An 18092-nucleotide genomic window follows, 5' to 3' on the forward strand; every position below is an offset into this window, starting at 1 on the left:
TTATCTAAAAGTATCGAGATAAATTTTCTGACCATCAGAAATCACCTTAATCATTCCTCTCTGATCTGTCCGCAGATATTTTATATTTAAATTATCAAATCTATTGATAACTTCTTTAGAAGGGTGGCCAAAATTATTTCTACCAACAGAGATTACTGCCAGCTTCGGTTTAATCTCCTCCAATAGGAATTTACTGCTCGAAGTTTTGCTGCCGTGATGACCAGCTTTAAGAATGTCTATTTTAGGTAAATTATAGTTTTTGACTATCATTTCTTCTCCTGCTGCAGATAAATCACCGGTAAACAAGAAATTGCTATTTTGATGTTTTAATAAAAAAACTAATGAGTTTTCGTTTCTATCTTCACTTAACTTATTTAATTCAGGATTCAGCACTTTAACCTGGCAGCCAGAAATTTCAAAAACCATCCCAGCGGTCAAAAAATTAATTTGACTTTCTTTTTTACTGCCTGCTGCCAGCTGAATATGCAGAGCTGTTGGTTCTTTATAGGGAGGAATTAAAATTGTTTTAATCTCTTTTCGCTGAAGCAGATGGGGGATTCCACCGGCATGATCTGCATCAAAATGACTGATCATTAAATAATCGATTGTTTTAATTCCTAGATAGTTTAGATAGGATATAATGCTGTATTCAACATTCCTGCCTTCACTCCCTGGTGGACCTGTATCAATCAGCATATTTTCTCCATTTGGGAATTGAATAAAAATTCCATCACCCTGACCAACAGCCAGATAATCAATTTCTAAATTTTTAGAGACTGGACTCAAAAAAAATGAGCTGATTATTAAAATTAGTAAACCGGGAACAATCCACTGCCAGATTTTAAAATTTTTAGCTTTAAGATAAATATATCTTTTTTGATAAATATAGGGTAAACTAAATAAAAGTAGATAGTATAAAATAACCATAAATAATTCTGGCTGGGCAATAACCAGAGTATCCCCCTGAATTGAAACCATTAATTTCAGTCCTTTAAATAAAATTTCCAGACCCAGTTCAGCTAATAAAGCCGCTGGCAGGATGAAATTTAAACTTAATAAAGAAAGTAAAATCAAAATTAATATAAAGGGCAGCAAAACTGTAATTAAAGGGATAGCCCAGAGATTTGTAATTAAAGCAATAAATGAATATTCATTAAAATAATAGCCAGTTATGGGCAGAGAAGCTATTTGAGCCGAAAAAGAAACAGCGAAATAAACTGGAAAAAATTTATTAAATAACGGAGTAAGATAAAATAATGCAAGTACAAGAAGATAGGACAGCTGCAGTGAAACGGTAAATAAGGTTAGAGGGTCTAAGATAAGATTAATAATCAGTGTTAAGGAAATAATATTTAAAAAATCTCCTTCTCTCTCAAACTGATCTGACCATAGAAATAATAAGGCTAATAAGGCTGCTCTAATGATTGAAACCGCTGCCCCAACCAGAATTATATAAAGAAAAGTTAAAAAGCTGAGCAGACAGAGAGCTGTTTTTTTATTAGCACAGATTTTAAATAAAACAAAGGAAAAACTTAAAATTAAAATTCCCATATGCAGACCCGAGATAGCAAGAAGATGACTGGCACCTGCATTTCTGAGTAGTGACTGCTGCTCATAACTTAGATATTCTCTTTCCCCCAGTAAAATTGCTTTAATAAAAGCAGCTTTATCCTCAGAAAACAGCTGATTTATATTATCTAAAAGAGTTTTTTTGAATTTAATGATTGGATTCATTAAAGATTCATTTTCTTTAATTAAAATGATCTTATGGGGCTTCCACCCCTGTAAATATACACCTTTCTTTTTTAAATATTCAAGATGGGAAAATCCTCCCGGATTTAAAGCTGAGGCAGGTTTGCTTAAATCCATTTCTAAACTTACTAAATCACCATCATTAAAAGTTTTTAACTGCTTAGAAGCCACAATTACTTTTCCATATTTAATCTTTTTTCCGTTTATAGAGTGGAGCTTAAGTAAAACCTGATCTCCTTCCAGATCCCCCAGATCAAATTTGATTTCAGCCAGCACCTGACATAAACCATTTTCTGCAAAATTAATACAGGAATAACTGCTGTAATATTTGTATTCCTGATAAGCATAAAGAATACTCCCCAGGATAAGAAAAAAGATTGTGAGCCAGATATAAACTGATTTCTTGCTTTTTTTAAAATTGAAAACTGTAAAATATGATAAATAAATTATCTCAGCTAAAATTATCAATTTTAAAATTTTAAGCTGATTATAATTAAGCAAATAATAACTGCCTAAAATTCCAGTGATTAAAGACAAGGCTAGGTATAAGGCTGGTCTTCTCTGAATTTTCACTGTAAAACAATCTCATTTCTGATATTTTCCAGTGTTTTTTCTCCAATACCACTTATTTTTAATAAGTCTTCTTTGCTGGAAAAGTAACTATTTTCATCTCTATATTTTATAATTGCTGCTGCTTTAGAGGGTCCAATTCCACTCAGCTCTTCTAGCTGACTCTGACTGGCCTGATTGATATTAATTAATGAACTATGTTTAGAGTTCGAATAATTGCCAATCACTATTTCTTCAGTACTTTCAATGTTTGAATTACCAATTTTTTCAAAATCATTATTTTTCGATTTATCTGCTACTATTAATTTTTGTCCATCAAATAATTTTTCAGCTAAATTTAACTTGGTTAAATCAGCGTTTTCTGTGAGTCCACCGGCAGCTTTAATCAAATCAACAAGTCTGTCATTTTTATCTAATTTATAAACTCCAGCATTTTTAACAGCTCCCGCAAGATGAACTACTATGCTTTTATCTGCTGGCTCAGCAGAAGCATTTTGCGGAAAACTTCCTGTTTCTAAAACCTGCAAATTGTTTTTTGAATCCAGCTCAGTAACTTTCTCTCCCTCCTGAATATAATACCCAAATACCAATAATAAGGCTGCTAAGAAAACAAAGATTAGTTTTTTATTTCTGTACATATTTACACCTCCTAAATTCTTATTCTAGATAAAATTTAGATTTCCTGTAATTTTTTTACATTTTTATTAAAAAAATATAGCAGCTGCAGCTGCTATGGATTAAATCTTGCTTAGATGATCTTTTATTTTTTTGATTATCAAGTCATTGGCTATTTCATTTAAACCACCATGAGGAATAATAATATCAGCCTGATATTTGCTTGGTTCTACAAACTTTTGATGCATTGGTTTTACAGTTCTCAAATACTGATTTTTAACAGATTCAAATGTCCTATCTCTTTCCTTGATATCCCTACTGATTCTTCTCAGCAATCTGATATCAGCATCTGTGTCTACATATATTTTTAAATCAAAAAGATCTTTTAATTCTTCATAATGAAAGATCAAAATTCCCTCTACAATAATTATTGGTGCCGGTTTAACTTCCTTTTTTTGTTCCAATCTCTCATTTGTTTTATAAGAATAAACCGGTCTTTCTATTGACCTGCCAGACTTTAATTCGCGCAGCTGTTTTACCAGCAGATCAGTTTCAAAAGAATCAGGATGATCAAAGTTTATTTTATGATCAGCAACCTTAAAGTGACTGCGGTCATAGTAATAATAATCATGTTTTAAAATCGTTACTTTATCCTGAAAAGAATCTTTTAAAATTCTGGCAAGTGTAGTTTTTCCAGAAGCAGTTCCTCCTGCTATTCCAATTAAAAGTGAACTCATTCAGTTAACTCCTTTATAGGTTTTATTTGTTTTCTTTCTACTTTTCCCAAAAATAATTTCTAAATAAAATTTAATATTCAGCCTAATTTTTAATATCAGCCAGGCATTTTCTGCAGATATAAGAATTTTTATATTCCTTTAGTTCTGATTCAGCCCCACAAAAAATACAGCTCTGCTCAGAATAAGGATAATCTGGTCCTGCATCACTTTTACCATAAATTCTTTTTCTTAATTCCCTGATCATTTCAGCCTCAGCTTTTATTATTTTTTCTTCATTTTCTTTATTCATTAGAATTGCTTCCCCCTGTTTGAATAAATAACTTCTCTGCAATATCTATCAGTAAATCTTTTTTTAACTGCCCGGGCAGCAAATTACTGGTTTTAATAAAAGCTGGCAGTTTTTTGGCAAGACTTTTATCCTGTTTCTGATAGTTTGCCCGGACAGATTTTAATAATTCTTCAAAGCTGTATATTTTATATCTATCTATATTTAAAGAAGCAGCCAGTTCCTCCAATAATCTGATTACAATAACCGTATAACTGGACTGATAATCAATTTCCAGTAAATTTACCAGCTTAGGAATTAAATTTTCAAAAAATGAACGAAGATAGGGCTCCTCTGCCAGTGATAACTGCTTTAAAAGTTTCTTAATAATTTCTCTATCAAGGCTCAATAAATAATCAATAAAATAACTTTCATTTTCTTTAATATTTAAATAATACTTGTCTCCAGCTAATTCTTTAAAATATCTTAAGGTATCATAATAACCCATCTTAATATTTTTACGAGCATTTTGCTGATCAAAGTTTAACATTCTTCCAAGTTCCTGACTGGGATTAATAAATATCAATTCTTTATCTTCATCAGTCTTTTTTTCTATATCTCCCAGACCATAAGTTCTAATTGCAATTAATTTTTTATAGCCCTTGTTTTGAAGAGTCTTTATTGGTAGATTTTCGTAAAAGCCACCATCTAATAGAATTTTACCATCAATCCGCTGCATTTTAAATGCAGGCAGATAAGAACTGGCCATTATATAATCAACAACCTTACCTTCAGGAATATCCTCCAAAAATAATTCAAGAGGTTTTAAATCACTCAAAGAAAGGGTAACTATCGCAAAGTCAATTTTTGATTTTCTTAAGCTTGCTTCATCTATATTTTCCTCTAAAATATTCCGTAAAAATGAATTGTCCAGACCTCTATTTTGAAATACCTCTCTGGCTTTGCTGATGAAATATGACAAATTATTTTGGTTAATACTTAAATTTAAAAACTCAGATAAATATTTATCTTCTATATCCAAAACTTTAGAAGTGGATATATTATACCAGTAATCATAGGCAATATCTAACTTATCCTGAACGAACATAGCACCATTTATTGCACCAATAGAGGTGCCGGCAACTGCTTCAATTTCAATATTTAATTCTTTTAGAGCTTTTAGAGCACCAATATGATAGGCACCTTTAGCTCCCCCGCCTTCGAGCACCAGTCCATACATCCAAATCCCCTCTTTGCCTATATTTAGTAATATATAAAAATAATAGAAAAAATTATGCTTAAATAAAAATAAACTACAGTCCCCCGACTGCAGTCAACTGGCGGGAATGTGTGGGAATCGAACCCACCACAGACAGGTCCGCCTGCCTGCCATTAGATTTGAAGTCTACGATGTCCACCATGGACACAGCCACTCCCAGATATTTTCTTCTATAATTTTAACATGATATTTCCAGTTATTCAAGCAGTTATCTTAAAAGAGAGCTGCAATTTCAGCAGGATTTTCTATCAGCTATAAATTTTTACCAGGATAGCGGAGATCCCCTCTGCGAAGAGTAAGCTGAAGTTGGTCACATTTTTCTAAGAGTACTAGAGCATAACGGCGGCTGCTGTTAATTAAATCTCTAAACTCTGCCAGCTCAATACTTTCATTTTCTCTAAAATATTTTCTTAATAATTTTTGCAGTTTTGAAAAAATATCTTTATCAAAATACAGTTCCTGATCCAGACGTACTATTTCAGAATTATCTTCAAGATAATTTATTACAGCTTCCAAATTTTCATTCTCTGCTAACAGTTCTTTTCTGGTGGGAGGAGAAAAATAATTGCTGTTAATTTTGTCCAAAATAAATTGTTTTTGTTTTTTTTCTTTTTCTGTCAGCTGAACTCTAAAATTTGAAGCAGTAATTAAAGAATCTTTTTCCTGAAGAAGCTTCCCGGTAGTCAATATTTCTAATACTTGATCCAACTCCTTTTTAGTTAAATCAAAATCCAAACGCGAGCGAATTTCTTCCCTGGTAATTCCAGCTTCAAGTCTGTGCTGCTGATGATAATCATTTACAATTTCTTTTATATCTTTTTCTACTTTCTTGAAATTATCTGTGTGGATAAAACTGCTGTCATTTTTAAGTTCAAAAATCTTATTTTCCTCTTTTAAATCTGAAAGTAATTCTAAGATTTTTTCGATTTTTAGGGCAGTCTTTTTCTTTAATTGAATAAGTTCAGCCGCTGATCCAGTCTTATTTTTTATAAATAATTCCAGAGCAGTTTTAAGATCTGCTTCTTCTAATAAATTAAGATGAGCAATTAATTTTTCTGGATTAATTTTTCTTCTTGGGGGTGGATCAATTTCCAAAATCTCACCGCCACCTATAGTATCAAGTGGAGAAAAACGTCTGATCACAAATTTCTGTCTATAATAAGGTGATATTTTATGATCAAGTTTTATTTTAATAAAGATTTCATCTCCTGGAAAAGCTACCTGCTCCCCATAAAGGTTAATAGTTCCCATCACTTCTGTAGTCCCGGTGTGAAAATGAATTCTATCCCCATTTTCAATTTTAAAATTTATTGAGTTAAGAACTTTAAGTTTGGCTTCCAAAAAATTAGTGCTGATCAAAGAATCAGCCGTTGAGATAACATCACCCCGCTTAATTTCATTTTTATCAGGATAATTGAGATTAATTCCAACTCTGCTGCCAGAACTAACCTTTTTTAATTTTTTTTGATGACTTTCCATACTTTTAATTTTTAATTTTTTTGCTGAAGGATATAATTCTAATTCCTGACCTTCAAAAAGCTCTCCTTTAAAGAGAGTTCCTGTAACAACTGTTCCCTGCCCTTTTAAAGAAAAAACTCTATCAATCGGATAGTAGGGTATTTCAGAATTTGAGCTCACTTTAGTATTAGAAGCCAGTTCAATAATTTTTGTTTTTAACTCTGCAATTCCTTCACCATTAACTGCAGATACAGTAATCATTTCAGCATTTTCTGCAAAGGTGTTTTCAAACTGATCCAGGATATCAAGTTTCACCAGCTCCAGCCACTCATAGTCTACCAGATCTTTTTTGCTGATAACAATTATAGCTTTTTCAGCTCCCATCAGTTCTAAAATAGAAAGATGTTCTTTTGTCTGAGGCATCACCCCTTCATCAGCTGCTACTACAATTAAAGCCAGGTCAATACCACCGGCCGCTGCAAGCATTTTATTAACAAACTTTTGGTGCCCCGGAACATCAACTATGCCAAGATTTAAATTCAGTAAATCTGTTTCCTCATTCTGCAGATGAGTAAAACCAAGTTCAATAGAAATTCCTCTTTCTTTTTCTTCAAGCAGGCGGTCAGTATCTTCTCCAGTTAGAGCTTTAATCAGAGTTGTTTTTCCGTGATCAATATGACCTGCCGTACCCACGATTATATTATTATCCAATTAAAACACCTCCGCCAGTACTTGATTTATTGAGTCTGCCAGCAGCTCAATTTCTTCATCTTTTACTGTTTTTAAATCAAAAATAGCTTTATCAGCCTGAATTCTTGCAATTACTGGAGTTTCAAACTTTCTCAGCTCTGAAATAAATGCTTCTGTACTTTTCTGTTCTAAGCTGAGCTTGAGTCCGTAACTGTCAAATTTATTTAAAGGGTATGCTCCACCACCAATTTTAGCTGCTGTTTTTATCAATTCAACTTTGAAAGCATCTTTTTTATTGATTTTAGACTCTAATTTTAAAGCTCTTTTCTTTACCACTTCACTGCTTTCTGTTATTAAATTTAAAGTTGGAATTCTTTTTACTGCCTTCTCAAAGTCATAATAAAGCTTGAGCGTTTCTTCCAGGGCAGCCAGAGTCATTTTGTCAACACGCAGTGCCCGCATCAAAGGGTGAGTTTCAATTTGACTGATATACTGCTCCTTACCGGCAATAATTCCAGCCTGTGGCCCACCAAGCAGCTTATCACCACTAAAGGTCAGCACATCTATCCCGGCTTCAATTTTTTCTTTTACAGTTGGTTCATAGGGAAGTCCATAGTCACTTAAGTCGAATAAAATTCCACTGCCCAGATCTTCTATCAGTGGAAGCTGGTGACTGTGAGCTGTTTCTGCTAATTCCTTTGAGCTGACAGTATGAGTAAAACCCTGCACCCTGTAATTACTTGTATGTACCTTGATTAGAGCCCCGGTGTTTTCGTTAATGTCATTTACGTAATCTGCACTATAAACTCTGTTGGTTGAGCCAACTTCTTGTAAAAGAGCCCCACTATTTTCCATTACCTCAGGAATTCTAAAGGACCCTCCAATTTCAACCATTTCTCCCCGCGCAATTATTACTTCCTTCCTCTGTACCAGAGCTGTTAAAACAAGCATTACCGCTGCTGCATTATTATTAACAACTACAGCTGATTCGGCACCAGTTAAGTCTTTCAACAGCTCTTTAACCTTATTATATCTATATCCTCTTTCACCTTTTTCTAGATCAAATTCCAGTGTCGAATAATTTTCTGCAATTTCCAAAACTTTTTTTAAAGCTTCTGCTGCTAAATTTGATCTGCCGAGATTGGTATGAACTATTACCCCGGAAGCATTAATAACTTTTTTTAACCCTGCTTCAGATTTTATTTTTAATTTTTTTTCAATGTTGTTTATTATATATTTGACATTTAGATGATTTAAATTAAAATTATCCACTTCAAAATCCGAACTAAGAATTTCACTGCGGATATTATCCAGTTCTTTTCTCAATAATTGTAAAAATTTATCTCTGCTATATTCATCTATTATTTCTTCTGCCTCCGGAGCAGCCAAAAAATCATTAACAGCCGGGATAGATTTTAAAAGCTCTTTTTTCTGCATATAAATACCCCCAAAATTTGTGATTACTATTTATAATAATTCTTTCAAAATAGGCTAATCCCTTTAAATAATTAAAAAACAGGAAACCCACTCTGCTCGCAAACAGAGTGGGTTTCTAGCTTCTCCATTCTTAAATAATACTTAATTATTTAAAATGAAGTTTGTCGAGGGAATTTCGACAAATTTTATTTAATTGTTTTTACCCAGAGCCCACGCTCATAACCTTTGCTGTGATCTGTTTCCAGACAGTTAAAACCAAGCCCCTGATAAAAGCAGATTAATTTTTCATTTTCTAAAGAAGAATACAGCTGAAGATAATGTGCATTTAACTCCTTTAATTTGTCCACTGCCTGCTGAAAAAGCATCGTTCCCAGCCCCTGATTCTGATAGACAGGTGAAACTGCAAAACGCTTGAGCAGATATCTTTTCTCACTAATTTCTTCCAGTCTGAGTGAGGCAATTATCTCATCACCATTAGTAAGAACCAGAACAATATTATTATTTAAATCTGCTTTTACAGCTTCCAGTTCTTCTCTTAAAGCAGAATTAATAACCTTTTCTCCATCATTTTCTTTATTTTTTTTCTTTGCGTAGTCTGCAAAAGCCCGCTGCATTAAAATATGAATTGCTTCTGCATCAGCTAAAACGCCCTCTCTGCATTTATAATTGCTTTTTTTACTTACTGCTGTCATCAATTAAATCACCCCTATAATGTAGCTGTCATGACAGCTTTAATGGTATGCATCCTATTTTCAGCCTGATCAAAAACTTTAGAGTATTTACTTTCAAAAACCTCATCTGTGACTTCCATTTCTTCCAACCCGTATTCTTCAAATATTTTCTTGCCATTTTCAGTTTCTGTATTATGATAGGCAGGAAGACAGTGTAAAAATATTACATTGGGGTTTTCTGTCAGTTCAATCATCTTCATATTAACCTGATAGGGAGTTAAAAGTTCAATTCTTTTTTCAAATTCTGATTCTTCTCCCATTGAAACCCAGACATCTGTATAGATTGCATCTGCTCCCTTAACTCCTGTTTTTATATCAGCTGTTAATTCTATTTTGGCTCCCGACTCAGCTGCTAACTCTCTGCATTCTTCTACCAGTTCTGGCTCCGGCCACAGTTCTTTAGGAGCAGCTATAGTATAATTAACACCCATGATTGCTGAACCTACCATCAGAGAGTTTGCCATGTTATTGCGTCCATCACCTGTATAAACAAGATTTAGCCCTTCTAATTTACCAAAGTTTTCTTTAAGAGTTAAAAAGTCGGCTAAGATTTGAGTTGGATGATAAAGATCGGTTAACCCATTCCAGACGGGAACTCCTGCATATTCTCCTAAAATTTCAACTGTTTCGTGTTCATAACCTCTAAACTCAATTCCATCAAACATTCTTCCTAAAACTCTGGCTGTATCGGCTACCGTTTCTTTTTTTCCAAGCTGAATATCATTTTTGCCAAGATATTCGGGCATTCCACCTTCATCTTTTGCCGCAACCGCAAAAGCACATCTGGTTCTAGTAGAAGGTTTTTCAAAAATCAAGGCAATATTTTTTCCTGCCAGACTATTCCCACTGATTCCCGCCCGCTTTTTAGATTTTAAGTCCTCAGATAAAGTTATTAAATAGTTGATTTCTTCTTTTGAAAAGTCTTTAAGTGTTAATAAATTTCTTCCCTTTAAATTATAAGCCATAATTATCTCCTCCTTGAATTCTCGCTGGCCTCAAAATATTCTTCCCTGCTGACTAACTTCATTTACTTTAATAATTTAAATTACTAAAATTTAATCTTAAAAAAACTGCTCTAATGCTCAAAAAACTTATATAAACTAAAAAAACCCCGCACTCTTATTTAAAAGAGACGAGGAATTACCCGTGTTGCCACTCTAGTTGCCAGTAAACTGACCACTCTAAAACTTAACGCGTCATACGTCTCTACCTATTAGCTTCAGTAGAGCTCCTCCTGAGTGCGCTTCAAAATATTTTGTTGGCGGACTTTCAGCTACTCCACCTTGCTTTAAAACAAAATTATTTTTACTCTCTCATTCACTGGATTTGTTATTTTATCATAAAACTTATTTTTTATTATTATATAGCCGAGCTGCTAAAAATGCAAGTTTTTTAAAAAAGTAAAAATATTCTGATAACATCTAAACATCAATTAATTTCCAATTTCCTTTTTTAAATCTATAAAATACATAGCTTCCTCTAACAGTCCAGTCGATCACCATTGCTGTCCAGGCGCCAAGCAGACCAAGGCCCAGAGGATGAACTAGGACATATCCTAAAAGCAGACGGAAAATCCAGGTTGAGATAGCTGTAGAGTAAAAAACTGCTTTTGTATCTCCGGCTCCCCTCAGAGCACCGGAAAAAATAAAGTGAGTTCCCATTGGAATTTGTGCCAGAGCAATAATTCTTAAATTCAAAGCAGCTTTTGAAATTATTTCCGGGTCTGCTGTATATAATCTAATTAATTGTTCCGGTAAAATTAAAAAAACTACTGCCATAAAGCCCATAATCATTGAACCTATTTTCCAGGCTTCGAATGTTCCTTTTTCAGCTCCAGTTGGATTTTTTGCTCCCAGATTTTGGCCAACTATGGTTGTTGCTGCAACTGCAATTCCAAAACCAGGCATATAAGAAATTGATTCCGCATTTAAAGAAATCTGATGAGCAGCAAAAGAAGTAGTACCCAGAGATGCGATAACTCTGACAAATAAAAGCTGAGCCAGTCTTCTTACTGATTCTTCCATTGCTGTCGGTAAACCAATCCGTAAAACTCTTTTTGTTAGTTCAAGATCAAAACTAAAAAATCCTTTTAATTTCATTTTTAAAACACTAAAATCAGAAAAAGTTAAGGCCAGTAAAATAATTCCTCCGGTTGATCTGGCAAGAGTTGTTGCCAGAGCGGCTCCATTTACTCCCAGTCTGGGAAAACCAAAATTACCAAAAATAAAAAGATAATTACCTAAAATATTTAAGATATTTACCAGGATATTAACCTTCATTGGTGTTTTGGTTTCTCCAGCGCCTCTTAATGCCGCAGTAACTATAAAAGCCAGAACCATAAAAACAAAACCAGGGGTCATAACTCTAAGATAACCAGAACCGAGTCTGATAACCTCTGCCTCTCCTCCCATTAAAGTCAATAAAACAGGAGCAAAAATATAAAAAATAGCAGCAAAAACCACTGAAAAAATAATGGACAGCAGTACTGACTGCTGCAGGACTGAAGCTGCTTTTTTGTTCTCATCTGAACCTACAAATCTAGAAACCAAAGCTGTAGTTCCCACTCCGAGGGCTGAAGCTAAAGCTGTCGAAAAAAATACAGGCTGCATGGTTAAACCAATTGCAGCCACAGCAGAAGCTCCCAGCCTACCGACCATCATCATGTCAACAATATGAGTGATTGTTGCCAGAGACTGTTCGGCAATTACCGGCCAGGCAAGCTTAAATATTACTTTTTTGGTTGAACTATCTTCGTTAATTAATGCTTTATTATCTGCTGCCACCTGATCACCTTCAGTTTATATCTAATTAATTATCATAATAAAATCCGTTATGGGTTACAACTCTTGTTATTTCCGGGTGAAAATAACTTTTTGAACCTGCTTTTTTATCAAAAATTCTCAGTAAAGCAAATGATAATAAAAAGCCAAGTCCAGAGCCAATAATTCCGGCTATTTCTGCACTACTGATAAAAGAACTAAACCAACTGCTGCCGGCAAAATAACCGGCTATAATAGCGACTAATGGAAGTAGATAAACTACAAAAGCAGAAAACAAAATAGGTCTGGCTCCCATTTCGAGTTCGACCATACTACCCACTTCTGCTCCAATAGGATCATTAACTAAAACTTCCATCTCCTCTACCTCATGTGAGTCATCTGCCAGCATACATTTTTCGTCACAGTGACTACAGGCAGAAGTTCTTATAATTTGAACAAGGCTCTGACCATTTTTCTTTTTTATCACTCTTGCTCTTTCTTTCATTAAAAACCACTCTTTCTTCAATTAATTATTTTACTTTAATCTAATCATCTAAACTCCAGGTTGATTTTTTTCACTTAACCCAGCTATATTTTAACAAAAACCAGATCTAAAATAAAGAGCATTTATTACATTCACTGCACTTTTTAAATAAATAGCTGTTACAGCGGGGACATTTAATTGATTTAAATTCTTTCATCTGATAACCGCAGTTTGAACAGACAATTTTCTTAGCTTCATCATTTTTGGGCTTTAAGTTTAGATCACAATTATCCATCCTAACCTCCTTAAAAGTTTAAATCAACTTTTTAAGACCAGCTTTTAAAAAATTAAAAGGTTAACCAGACCACCTGTTATAAAGGCAGTAATCCAGCTTCCAAACCAGATATAGACTGCTTCTTTAAAGTTTCTCTCTTTAACCATAATCATCATTGCTGCAATACAGGGAACAAAAAGAGTTAAGGTGATTAAAGCAACAGTTATCTGAGCTGGACTTAAGGCAATAGCAGTTAAACCTGCTGCTCCAAAGTCACGGCGAATTATTCCCATCACAAATGCAGTTGCTGCTTCAGCAGGCAGACCCAGCCAGTTAACAGTTACCGGTTCCGCTGCCCTGGTGATTAAAGCCAGCAGGCCTGTAGCTTCCATAACTGTAATTAAAGCTGCCCCAAGCACAAAAATCGGACCTGCTTCTTTAACAAAAGCTACTGTCTGCTGATAAGTTTTACTCAAAACATTTTTTAAATCAGGTAGTCTAATTGGTGGTAAATCAATCAATAAGTCACTTGATTCTCCAGGTAGAACCTTATTTAAAAAAGTACCGGCCAGAACATAAACCGCAAAAATTGCCAGCACATAAACAATTACATAAAAAAGATCAAGTTGAGCTATTAAACCTGCAATAACACCCAGCTGAGCTGAACAGGGAATTGCCAGTCCCAAAAGAAAAATTGCAATAATTCTTTCTCTTTTTGTACCCAGCAGGCGGGTTGTAATAGTAGCCATAGTAACACAGCCAAAGCCCAGCAGCATCGGAATAATTGCCCTACCATTTAAACCTATTTTCTGCAGCATTCGATCCATTAAAACTGCAATCCTGGGTAGATAACCCGAATCTTCTAAAATTGAAAGTAGAAAATAAAATCCGGCCACAAGTGGCAGAAGCAGTCCAAAAATATAAGTTACTGCCATAGTTAAAATACCGTATTCTCCGGCTAAAAGCTCACCAATAAAATTATCTAAACCAATGGTACTGCTGATTATCCCCCGCATAAATGGTTCATATGTTTCAACAAAAATCATTTCTTCTGTAATTCCAACTACAGTTTGAGCAACAAAAACACCTATAAATTGATAAATTAAATAAAGTAAAACTAAAAGCAGGGGAACAGCTGTCACTGGTTTTAACATATAGGCTCCGATTTTACGGGCTAACTGACCACTTTCCTGATCATAACTTAGAACCTCAGCTGTAATTTGATCAACCCGCTGACGGCGCGCTGTATATATTTCCTCTCTATAATCTGAAATTGAAGCCAGACTATCATACTGGCAGCGAATATTCTCATCTTCTTCTAAAAGCATTAGAGTATCGGCAGTATTTGCCGTTTTTTTATTTAACTCTCTAAATTCTTCTTTGATATTTTTAAAGGCCTGAGCATGATTTTCAGCCTGACCATTATTAAAAATACTATTTCCTTTTCTAGCTTTATCAACAGCGTGTTTGACCTTGTCTAAACCTCTATTCTTGGCAGCAGTCGTTGGAATAACAGGAACCCCAAGCTCTGCCTCTAAAGCATCAATATCTATTGAAATATTATTTTTTTCTACTTCGTCCATCATATTAAGAGCAACAATCATTGTTTTATCCATATCCAGCAGCTGCTGAGTTAAAAATAAATCTCGCTCTAAGTGACTGGCATCAACAACATTAATTATGATATCTGCAGACATAATAAAATCCCTGGCTACTCTCTCCTCATCATTTATGGAACCAACTCCATAAACTCCTGGAGTATCAAAAACAACAGCATCACCCATTTTGCCACTGCTGATATCAAGGGTAGTCCCGGGATAATTTGAAACACTGACATAAATTCCTGTCAGGTAATTGAAAAAAATAGATTTCCCAACATTAGGATTTCCAGCCAGCACAATTTTTTTATCAGCCTGCAGTTCCTGGTCAATTTCAATTTGACTGCAGTCGTTCAATTAAACCATTCCTTTTTTCTTAACGCTAATTTTTTCGGCAGTTCTTCTGCCAATTGCAATTTCCTGTAGATTTTTCTTTAAAATAACAGGTCCACCTGGCATTGAGCCAGCACACTCAATTTCAGATCCTTCACTGATACCAAAGCGAAGTGCCTGTAAACGAGTTTGTTTATCATCAATTTTATCTATAATAAATTTATGACCATTTTTCATGTCAACTAATGTCATTAATTATTACCTCCTGCTGCTCTGATTAGTCTTTTAAATTTCATTTATAATAAAATTATTATTATAAGCAAATTACTTTACTTAACTTTATTATACTGAAAACGATTTTCAAAGTCAACATATTTACTGAAATAAAACTTTTATCTTTCCTTTATTAACAACGATTATTAATTGCTCTATAACTTAATATTATACTATAAAAAAATTCTCGACAGCAATTTAAAAACTATCGAGAATTAATTTATTGTCTATTCTATTTTCGGTTTATTTCGACATAATACGGGTGGTACCCGGTGCATGTACATTATTTTACAACCAGGTTCACTAACTTTTTAGGAATATAGATTGTCTTAACTAAATTACCATCTTCAAGATAGGACTTTATATTTTCTGCCTGCATAGCCTTTTCTTTTACCTCATCTTCGTCAGCATCTGCAGCAACATTAATCTTATCTCTAACCTTACCATTAACCTGAATTACAATTGTAATTTCATCTTTTTTAAGAGCTTCCTCATTAAAGGAAGGCCACTCTGCTCTGTGTACATTTCCTTCTTTACCTAAGTATTCCCATAATTCTTCAGTAATAAAGGGAGCAAATGGTGCCAGTAAAAGTACAATGTTTTCTGCAACCTCTTCTATTAGAGCAGTATCTGTATCTTCCTGACTGCGATCATTTAGATAAGAATAAACCTCATTAGTTAATTCCATAATCGCACTGATTGCTGTATTGAAGTTCAATCTCTGACCCACATCTTCTGTCACTTTTTTGATACTGGCATGCATTGTGCGGTAAAGTGTTTTGGCTTCTTTATCCAGGTTATCTGGATTAAGTTCAGTGTTAGAATTCTTAATCAGTTCAAGATTTTCAGTAACAAAGCGCCAGACACGATTTAAGAAGCGGTCAGCACCCTCAACTCCCTTATCACTCCACTCTAAATCTTTTTCAGGTGGTGAAGCAAAAAGGATAAATAAGCGGGCAGTGTCTGCACCGTATTCTGCTAAAATATCCTTAGGATCAACAACATTTCCTTTGGATTTAGACATTTTAGCACCATCTTTAAGCACCATACCCTGAGCCAGCCAGTTTGTAAAAGGCTCAACATGATCAGTTAAATCCATATCATGGACAACTTTGGTAAAGAAACGAGCATATAATAAATGTAAAATTGCATGCTCAATTCCACCTATATACTGGTCAACAGGGAACCACTGATCTACATTTTCCTTGCTGAATGGAAGTTTATCATTTTTTGGATCTGCATAGCGCATAAAATACCAGGAGGAATCAACAAAGGTATCCATAGTATCAGTTTCGCGCTTTGCAGGAGCCCCACACTCCGGACAGGTGGTGTTAACAAAACTATCTACTTTTTTAAGTGGTGATTCTCCAGTTGGAGAAAATTCCACATCATGGGGCAGTTTAACCGGTAGATCTTCCTCAGGTACTGCAACCGGGCCACATTCCTCACAGTAAACAATAGGAATTGGAGCTCCCCAGTAGCGCTGACGAGAAATTAACCAGTCACGCAGCCTGTAATTAGTTTCAACTTCCACAAAACCCGCCTCTGAAAAATCTTCTGCCATTTTATCAAAGGCTTCTTCTACACTTAAACCATTATATTTACCAGAATTAATTAAATGTCCTGGGCCAGCATAAGCCTCATCCATCTCAGAACCAACCAGTTCTTCTTTTTGATCCTCAGGCTGGATAACTGCTTTAATTTCAATACCATATTTACGGGCAAAATCAAAGTCACGCTGGTCATGAGCTGGAACAGCCATTATTGCACCGGTTCCATAACTCATCAAAACATAGTTTGCTATATAAATAGGAATTTCTTCGCCATTTACAGGGTTTACTGCATAGGCACCTGTAAAGAGACCAAGTTTTTCAGAATCAGCTGAAGTCCTCTCCTGTTCTTTCTGTTTTTTAGCCTTTTTAACGAAGGCTTCAACCTCTTCTTCTTTGTCGGTACCCTCTGATAATTCTTTTACATAAGGGTGCTCGGGAGCAAGGACCATATAAGTAGCTCCAAATAAGGTATCAGGTCTGGTTGTAAACACCTCTAATTCTTTATCAAGTTCAGGCAGTTCAAAAGTAACTCTTGTACCTTCACTACGGCCAATCCAGTTTTTCTGCATTGTTTTTACCTTTTCTGGCCAGCCATCTAAAAGTTCATGATCATCTAAGAGTTTTTCTGCATAATCAGTAATCTTTAAAAACCACTGCTCTAAGTCTCTTTTATCCACCTCTGTACCACAGCGCTCACAGGCTTCATTTACCACCTGCTCATTTGCCAGTACTGTTTCACAGCTGGGGCACCAGTTAACAGTAGATTCTTTTCGGTAAGCTAAATCATCATTAAACATCTGAGTAAAAAACCACTGAGTCCACTTATAATAATCCTCTGCTGCTGTAGTTACCTCTCGATCCCAGTCATAACTTAAACCCATAGCCTTCATCTGTTCTTTCATATGAGCAATATTATCCCAGGTCCATTCCTTCGGATGAATATTTCCATGCTTAATTGCTGCATTTTCTGCAGGCAGTCCAAAAGCATCCCAGCCCATAGGATGAAGCACATTATAGCCCTTCATTCGCTTATAGCGGGCAATAACATCACCAATAGAATAAACCCTTACATGACCCATATGTAAATTACCAGATGGATAAGGGAACATTTCTAAAACATAATAATTTTCCTTATCTGGATCATCTCCAGTTTTATGTAAATTTGAGTCTTCCCAGTTTTTAAGCCACTTTTTCTCTACTTCTTGAAACGGATAATAGTCCTGCAAAGATCTTCACTCTCCTCATTAAGTTAAAATTTTTTCTATATAATCAAAATTAAATTAA

General features: G+C 34.7%; 15 protein-coding genes, 1 tRNA gene and 1 other annotated feature. All 16 genes read right to left on the minus strand.

The window, feature by feature from the left end:
• The gene (locus C8C76_RS03365) at positions 1 to 2253 is read right to left on the minus strand and encodes a DNA internalization-related competence protein ComEC/Rec2 (protein WP_258222412.1); all 2253 of its coding nucleotides are present in this window, start codon (positions 2251 to 2253) and stop codon (positions 1 to 3) included.
• A gap of 68 nt (positions 2254 to 2321) precedes the next feature.
• Complete coding sequence (locus C8C76_RS15310) at positions 2322 to 2960, minus strand: helix-hairpin-helix domain-containing protein (protein ID WP_108138648.1); 639 nt, start codon at positions 2958 to 2960, stop codon at positions 2322 to 2324.
• 99 nt (positions 2961 to 3059) lie between these two features.
• Positions 3060 to 3674, minus strand: a complete 615-nt coding sequence (gene udk, locus C8C76_RS03375) for a uridine kinase (protein WP_108138650.1) — start codon at positions 3672 to 3674, stop codon at positions 3060 to 3062.
• 82 nt (positions 3675 to 3756) lie between these two features.
• A complete protein-coding gene (locus C8C76_RS03380; RefSeq protein ID WP_108138652.1) occupies positions 3757 to 3963 on the minus strand; it encodes a hypothetical protein in 207 nt (68 codons plus the stop codon).
• The gene (locus C8C76_RS03385; protein WP_108138654.1) at positions 3956 to 5179 is read right to left on the minus strand and encodes a patatin-like phospholipase family protein; all 1224 of its coding nucleotides are present in this window, start codon (positions 5177 to 5179) and stop codon (positions 3956 to 3958) included. The genes C8C76_RS03380 and C8C76_RS03385 overlap by 8 nt, the downstream gene beginning before the upstream one ends.
• 98 nt (positions 5180 to 5277) lie before the next feature.
• Positions 5278 to 5376, minus strand: a tRNA-Sec gene (locus C8C76_RS15050).
• 94 nt (positions 5377 to 5470) lie between these two features.
• Entirely contained in the window at positions 5471 to 7387 is a 1917-nt protein-coding gene (gene selB / locus C8C76_RS03390) for a selenocysteine-specific translation elongation factor (RefSeq protein WP_108138656.1), read from the minus strand.
• Positions 7388 to 8803 carry an L-seryl-tRNA(Sec) selenium transferase gene (gene selA, locus C8C76_RS03395; protein WP_108138658.1) on the minus strand — a complete coding sequence of 472 codons (1416 nt, stop codon included), beginning with the start codon at positions 8801 to 8803 and terminating at the stop codon, positions 7388 to 7390. It abuts the gene before it with no gap.
• A 185-nt stretch (positions 8804 to 8988) separates the two neighbouring features.
• A complete protein-coding gene (locus C8C76_RS03400; RefSeq protein ID WP_258222414.1) occupies positions 8989 to 9495 on the minus strand; it encodes a GNAT family N-acetyltransferase in 507 nt (168 codons plus the stop codon).
• 14 nt (positions 9496 to 9509) lie between these two features.
• Complete coding sequence (argF, locus tag C8C76_RS03405) at positions 9510 to 10499, minus strand: ornithine carbamoyltransferase (RefSeq protein ID WP_108138662.1); 990 nt, start codon at positions 10497 to 10499, stop codon at positions 9510 to 9512.
• 160 nt (positions 10500 to 10659) lie between these two features.
• Positions 10660 to 10864 (minus strand) — a binding site (T-box leader).
• Positions 10865 to 10955: 91 nt separating this feature from the next.
• The gene (locus C8C76_RS03410; protein ID WP_108138663.1) at positions 10956 to 12317 is read right to left on the minus strand and encodes an MATE family efflux transporter; all 1362 of its coding nucleotides are present in this window, start codon (positions 12315 to 12317) and stop codon (positions 10956 to 10958) included.
• A gap of 25 nt (positions 12318 to 12342) precedes the next feature.
• Positions 12343 to 12798: a SoxR reducing system RseC family protein gene (locus tag C8C76_RS03415; protein ID WP_108138665.1), complete on the minus strand. Its 456-nt coding sequence runs from the start codon at positions 12796 to 12798 to the stop codon at positions 12343 to 12345.
• 106 nt (positions 12799 to 12904) lie between these two features.
• Positions 12905 to 13072, minus strand: coding sequence for a hypothetical protein (locus C8C76_RS15055; protein WP_181248136.1), 168 nt, complete (start codon positions 13070 to 13072; stop codon positions 12905 to 12907).
• 44 nt (positions 13073 to 13116) lie between these two features.
• Positions 13117 to 15006 (minus strand): ferrous iron transport protein B, encoded by a 1890-nt coding sequence (gene feoB, locus C8C76_RS03420; protein WP_108138667.1) that lies wholly within the window; start codon positions 15004 to 15006, stop codon positions 13117 to 13119.
• Entirely contained in the window at positions 15007 to 15234 is a 228-nt protein-coding gene (locus tag C8C76_RS03425; RefSeq protein WP_108138669.1) for a FeoA family protein, read from the minus strand.
• A gap of 304 nt (positions 15235 to 15538) precedes the next feature.
• Positions 15539 to 18034, minus strand: coding sequence for a leucine--tRNA ligase (gene leuS / locus C8C76_RS03430; protein ID WP_108138671.1), 2496 nt, complete (start codon positions 18032 to 18034; stop codon positions 15539 to 15541).
• Positions 18035 to 18092 lie beyond the last annotated feature (58 nt).

Source organism: Halanaerobium saccharolyticum (assembly GCF_003053565.1).
Classification (GTDB): Bacteria; Bacillota; Halanaerobiia; order Halanaerobiales; family Halanaerobiaceae; genus Halanaerobium; species Halanaerobium saccharolyticum_B.

What these genes read in the sequence shown, in the direction of transcription:
- C8C76_RS15310 (WP_108138648.1), bottom strand. Translation starts at nt 2,960, where the DNA reads ATGTACAGAAATAAAAAACTAATCTTTGTTTTCTTAGCAGCCTTATTA.
- udk (WP_108138650.1), bottom strand. Translation starts at nt 3,674, where the DNA reads ATGAGTTCACTTTTAATTGGAATAGCAGGAGGAACTGCTTCTGGAAAA.
- C8C76_RS03380 (WP_108138652.1), bottom strand. Translation starts at nt 3,963, where the DNA reads ATGAATAAAGAAAATGAAGAAAAAATAATAAAAGCTGAGGCTGAAATG.
- C8C76_RS03385 (WP_108138654.1), bottom strand. Translation starts at nt 5,179, where the DNA reads ATGTATGGACTGGTGCTCGAAGGCGGGGGAGCTAAAGGTGCCTATCAT.
- selA (WP_108138658.1), bottom strand. Translation starts at nt 8,803, where the DNA reads ATGCAGAAAAAAGAGCTTTTAAAATCTATCCCGGCTGTTAATGATTTT.
- C8C76_RS03400 (WP_258222414.1), bottom strand. Translation starts at nt 9,495, where the DNA reads ATGACAGCAGTAAGTAAAAAAAGCAATTATAAATGCAGAGAGGGCGTT.
- argF (WP_108138662.1), bottom strand. Translation starts at nt 10,499, where the DNA reads ATGGCTTATAATTTAAAGGGAAGAAATTTATTAACACTTAAAGACTTT.
- C8C76_RS03415 (WP_108138665.1), bottom strand. Translation starts at nt 12,798, where the DNA reads ATGAAAGAAAGAGCAAGAGTGATAAAAAAGAAAAATGGTCAGAGCCTT.
- C8C76_RS15055 (WP_181248136.1), bottom strand. Translation starts at nt 13,072, where the DNA reads ATGGATAATTGTGATCTAAACTTAAAGCCCAAAAATGATGAAGCTAAG.
- C8C76_RS03425 (WP_108138669.1), bottom strand. Translation starts at nt 15,234, where the DNA reads ATGACATTAGTTGACATGAAAAATGGTCATAAATTTATTATAGATAAA.